General features: G+C 45.0%; 10 protein-coding genes. 6 read left to right on the forward strand and 4 right to left on the reverse strand.

The genetic code is table 11. The annotated features are described in order from the left end of the window. Positions 1-351 precede the first annotated feature (351 nt). Positions 352-681, reverse strand: a complete 330-nt coding sequence (locus tag L2082_RS18495; protein ID WP_446012121.1) for a hypothetical protein — start codon at positions 679-681, stop codon at positions 352-354. Positions 682-711: 30 nt separating this feature from the next. Beyond that, entirely contained in the window at positions 712-1,137 is a 426-nt protein-coding gene (locus L2082_RS18500; protein WP_446012130.1) for a hypothetical protein, read from the reverse strand. On the opposite strand from L2082_RS18500, the gene L2082_RS18505 reads away from it, so the two are divergent. From L2082_RS18505 to L2082_RS18520, 4 genes are all read left to right on the forward strand, one after another. Next, positions 1,028-1,261, forward strand: a complete 234-nt coding sequence (locus L2082_RS18505) for an antitoxin (RefSeq protein WP_446012122.1) — start codon at positions 1,028-1,030, stop codon at positions 1,259-1,261. The two genes, L2082_RS18500 and L2082_RS18505, sit on opposite strands and share 110 nt — an antisense overlap. 14 nt (positions 1,262-1,275) lie before the next feature. After that, entirely contained in the window at positions 1,276-1,668 is a 393-nt protein-coding gene (locus L2082_RS18510) for a type II toxin-antitoxin system VapC family toxin (RefSeq protein WP_446012123.1), read from the forward strand. A 151-nt stretch (positions 1,669-1,819) separates the two neighbouring features. Next, on the forward strand, positions 1,820-2,065 hold the full coding sequence (locus L2082_RS18515; RefSeq protein ID WP_446012124.1) for a FitA-like ribbon-helix-helix domain-containing protein: 246 nt from the start codon (positions 1,820-1,822) through the stop codon (positions 2,063-2,065). Then, positions 2,062-2,553: an ISL3 family transposase gene (locus L2082_RS18520; protein WP_446012125.1), complete on the forward strand. Its 492-nt coding sequence runs from the start codon at positions 2,062-2,064 to the stop codon at positions 2,551-2,553. The genes L2082_RS18515 and L2082_RS18520 overlap by 4 nt, the downstream gene beginning before the upstream one ends. On the opposite strand, the gene L2082_RS18525 is transcribed toward L2082_RS18520, so the two are convergent. Both L2082_RS18525 and L2082_RS18530 read right to left on the reverse strand, forming a co-directional pair. Next, on the reverse strand, positions 2,546-3,340 hold the full coding sequence (locus L2082_RS18525; protein WP_446012126.1) for an ISL3 family transposase: 795 nt from the start codon (positions 3,338-3,340) through the stop codon (positions 2,546-2,548). The two genes, L2082_RS18520 and L2082_RS18525, sit on opposite strands and share 8 nt — an antisense overlap. Positions 3,341-3,425: 85 nt before the next feature. Continuing rightward, positions 3,426-3,575, reverse strand: a complete 150-nt coding sequence (locus tag L2082_RS18530) for a hypothetical protein (RefSeq protein WP_446012127.1) — start codon at positions 3,573-3,575, stop codon at positions 3,426-3,428. Positions 3,576-3,877: 302 nt separating this feature from the next. Here L2082_RS18530 and L2082_RS18535 point away from each other — a divergent pair, with 302 nt between their 5' ends. Both L2082_RS18535 and L2082_RS18540 read left to right on the forward strand, forming a co-directional pair. Beyond that, on the forward strand, positions 3,878-4,339 hold the full coding sequence (locus L2082_RS18535; protein ID WP_446012128.1) for a TOTE conflict system archaeo-eukaryotic primase domain-containing protein: 462 nt from the start codon (positions 3,878-3,880) through the stop codon (positions 4,337-4,339). A 50-nt stretch (positions 4,340-4,389) separates the two neighbouring features. Beyond that, positions 4,390-4,555, forward strand: a 166-nt coding sequence (locus L2082_RS18540) for an Rpn family recombination-promoting nuclease/putative transposase (RefSeq protein ID WP_446012129.1), incomplete at its 3' end; no start/stop codon positions are given.

Below are 4,555 nucleotides of genomic sequence, written 5' to 3' on the forward strand. Positions count from 1 at the left end.
GAACTGGTCGACAAACGGATTGACCGCGCCAGCTACCCCGAGCTGCAACGCTATCTGGAAAATATCCTCGAGGCTACCAGCCCTGAAGAAACCGTCGGGATCACCGCGTCTTGAGACGGGGTCACACTTTGTCGACCTCGGGGTCAGGCTTCGAAGATATCAAGTTTGTTTTTCAAGCAACGTTTTCAGGCTCTTAGCGCGGTCGGCTAGTTCGGGCCGATCTTGCAAGCGTTCCGACATACGACGGAGGGCTGAACTGATACTCCCTACATCGCGATTGACATACCGGCCGACCTCGGAGAGGTTGACGCAACCCGATTCATAGGCTAGCCAGCCAATCATGGCCCGGGCCTAGGAAAGAGTCCTTTGTTGTGTCCTGGTTTTCAACATGCTCTCGTCAAGATTATACGACAGGCACACAGCCGAGACGATATCTTTTATTGTTAGCCTGAGAGGTCTGCCACTAGACCCGGCCAGACATTTTTCCATAAAGGTATCGTCGCCAAGAACTCGAAGATCTTCTTCCCCACCGTAATAGTCGAAACGGCAAGTCCCTTCCTGTATCAGGAGGTAGAAGCGGCAGCGATCCTCGTCGGTAAGAAAGACCGGCTGGCCTCCGTTACCGCGGAGAATAACGTGGTAGAGTCCACCGGTGAGATGAATGCGAGGTTTGCGTACCATGTCGACAATGTAGTCGAATTGGCCAACTTGTCAACTTCTAAGCCCGACCCCATATACGACCCATATACGACCCCATATACTCCGGAAGGCTTTTTCAACTCGCCAGCGATCCAATGATGCCTGGACGATATCCTCTGTTGACCAGTCAGTATTGACGGTAACAATGATGTTTTTTCCAAACAGCGCCTTTGCCTTGCCGATCTGGTAGGCGTCTTTGAAAAAAGAAAAGTCGCAGCCACCACTGCTTTGCTCAAAATGAAAGAAGATGGTTTTGAACCCCTTGTTGAATTTTTTGACAAGAGGTATATATTGATATGTATCAATGATGTAAAAATGGAGCTGTGTTATGGAACTAACTGCAAAGATATTTAAAAATGGACGGTCCCAAGCAGTGCGGATACCAAAAGCGTTCCGATTCAAGGGAAATGAAGTCAAAATATCTAAAAAGGGGAACAAGGTGATTCTCGAACCGCTTGAGAATAGTAGCTGGCCCGAGGGGTTCTGGGATGCTTTTCCTGTGGATCCGGAATTTAAAATTCCTGAAGCACTGCCGTCAAAAAAATTCAGTCTGGATCAATAAAGGATTATATGTATTTGCTTGATACGAATATTGTCAGTTACTGGATGCGCGGTGACTGTAGCTTGATTAAGCGAATTAAGACATATACGCCTTCTGATCTGTTTTTATCTACCGTTACCCTGGCTGAAATATTGTATGGAATAGAAAAATCTCCGGTAAAAAAAGAAGAAAGAAGAGAGAAGATTCGCCAGATAATATCTGTACTGGGTATGTACTCTTTTGATGAAGCAGCTGCTGGGGAATACGCTGTTATACGGGCTCAACTTGAAAGAGAAGGCAGGGTGATTAGCGAACGGGATACACAGATTGCATCCATTGCCATGGCAAACAAGCTTACTGTTGTTACGCATAACGTACAAGAATACTGCCGGGTTGATCAATTGAATGTTGAGGACTGGGCTGAATAGTCTTTTTGGTTAATTGCAAAGGAAGTGGGCGGCTTGAAAAAAAGGGGTTGATCGTTTGGGTATTTGGCAGTGGCAATACTCTTTTGCATTATGATGAAAACTGCATGATGATTAATTATGCAGTCAGTCATGCCTAGAAAAAGAGGATATCATGCCATCATTACAAGTCCGGGAGTTACCCGAAAATATTTATCACCTGTTGCAAAAGAGAGCACAGGTAGAAAATCGCAGCCTGGCACAAGAAGCGGTTTACATACTGGCAAAAGGTCTGAATACCTCCATATCCAACAAATCACGCCGTGCCGATTTGCTGCAGGAAATCGAGGAAAAATCTCTGCCTGAAACCTTAAGGCAGTTTGATCCTGTAAACTTAATCAGGGAGGATCGGGATCGTTGATAATTGCACGGCAACAGCAGCAAACTGTCATGCCGGGTACGCGTTTCCGTGATGAACCTAAAAAGTTTATCAAAGGCAGCCGCTACCTGCTGTTGCGAAACTACGACAGTGTCAAAGAAAAGGATCGTTCAAGGTTAGATACTCTGTTAGAGGCAAATGGGCCTCTCTACGAGATTCACACCATGAAAGAGCAACTACGATTATTTTGGGAGCAGAAAACTCTGAAAAAAGGGGTAGCTCATTTAGTCAATTGGATTCTTGATGCAATGACATCGGATGTGAAGCAGTTGAGAGAAATGGCTTCAACCTTAATCGATCACTTTCTAGGAATTATACACTACTATCCTCACAAGATTTCAAATGGCCTTCTGGAGGGGTTGAATAATAAGATCAAAACGATGAAGCGCCAGGCTTATGGTTTTAGAGACATGGAGTATTTCACATTACGTCTCTATGATCTTCATGCCGACAGGTACTCATTTAAGTGATGAACCACTTTTTACCTTGATCATCTAGTGAGCGCTGCTGCTCCCGGCGAAGGTTGTCGATTTGCCTATTCATGATAGCCATAATGTGATATCTGTCGAAAACTATAGGGATATCTGGAAGTATATCTTTCACGGCATTGGAGTAACTGACACTCATATCCATTGCTATAGCTTGGAGCTTTTTGGCCGATCTTTTAACACGTTTCAGAAAATGAGAAATGGCCTCCTTGCTTCTACCCTCTACAGCATGAAGAATACGGCCTGTCTGCAAATTGACGAATACTGTCATGTAACTATGGTTTTTCCGAATGCTGAATTCGTCTACGCCAAGGTACTTCACATCGGTTAAACTGATATTGCGATAGGTTTTACTCAGTTTGTCCTTGTGAATTTCTTTGACTACATTCCAGGAAACGTGGAGGAAATCCGAGACAGCCTTTATTGTAGCAAAGCGGAGCATATCGAGAACCGTCAGTGCAAAAGATCGGGTGTACCTCTGTTTTCCTTTCACGAAGGGGAGTGAAGGCCACCAGATGCCGCCGCAAGATTTACATTTTAAGCGATGCATTGTCACACTGAGCAGAGCTTGTTTTCTGCCAATTGGGGGCATCCTAAAGAATCTCTCTTTTTGCCCTTTGAAAGTAGAGGCTTTATGGCCGCATGAGCTGCACTGAACATGGCGACTTTTTGCTTCTACCTTGAAAATTACTGCGTTACCTAAATAACGGGTTGCGCGATAAGTTACACCTTTAATGCCAAAAACTTGGTAAAGTAGTGATTGAGACATGGCTGCGACCTCCAAATTTGCTTGATTCGGAACCAAACAAATTGTCGCATGTCATGTCTCTTTTCAACTTTTATGTATTGGGTACTCATTTAAGTGATGAACCGTTAATATTGATCTTTGCATCTATGGCCTGGCTGCTGCTGGTGTCTTGCTCGGCGGCGGCCATGGAAAAAGTGGTGGGCAGTGCGATGGAGATGGCGAGCAGGATCAGGGCGATGACGTTTGATTTTTTCATTGTGTTCTCCTTGTGTTGATGTTCATTGATTGCGGAAAGCGCCTACTGCACTTTCCAAGTGTTGTTTGATTGTCATCTTACAAATGGCTTCCTACATTTTTCTTACAAAATGATGGTGTGCTGGAAAAAGTTACGATGATATTGCAGTTGAGGTTTTAGACAACATCCGCAGTGACATGATTCAACTGTTTTATCTTGAAGCTGTTGGACCATATGAGAAATTTTGTCGCGACTTGAGAAAACAAAAAAAGAAGATGGGGAAAATCGGTTTCTTAAACTTTTTCGATGTGCAATAAAATATCATGGATGCACCATCCCCTGTTCATAGCCACTCCCCACCGGAAGCGAAGATTCAATTGTTTCGCAGCCTCTTTCGTGGCCGCGAGGATGTCTGTCCGCGCAGGTTCACCAGTAAAAAGACCGGTCGGTCCGGTTACCAGCCCGCCTGTGCCAATGAGTGGGTGGTCGGGGTCTGCGACAAAAAGAAGGCACACCTCGGGGTCAGGCACACCTCGGGGTCAGGCTTCGAAGATGTTACACACACCTCGGGGTCAGGCTTCGAAGATGTTAAGTTTATTTTCCAGGCAACGTTTTCAAGCTCTTTGCGCGGTCGTATAAATATTCTGGGATACTGTTTATTGCGCTCATGCATATCTACAAAGCAATTTCCAAAATCGGTCTTATGCGGCATAGTTAAAGTGCCAACAAGAGGGCACGCGCACTATTATAACTTTAGTATTGAAGGCAGTATCTTTTTTTGGTAGACATCTCATGTAATTATACCAAGTAAAAGAGAGGACGTTATTCCAGCCCCATGAGCCCTAAAACCACCAACTCCCACGATACCTTTTTTAAGCAGCTCATGAGCGACCCGCAGAACGTTCGTGACTTTATTCGCGGCTTTCTGCCCACTGCCATTTCGGAGAATATTGATCTTGCCACCATCGACTATAAAGACCGCGAACAAACCACCAAGCGCA

This window comes from Candidatus Electrothrix sp., assembly GCF_052785085.1.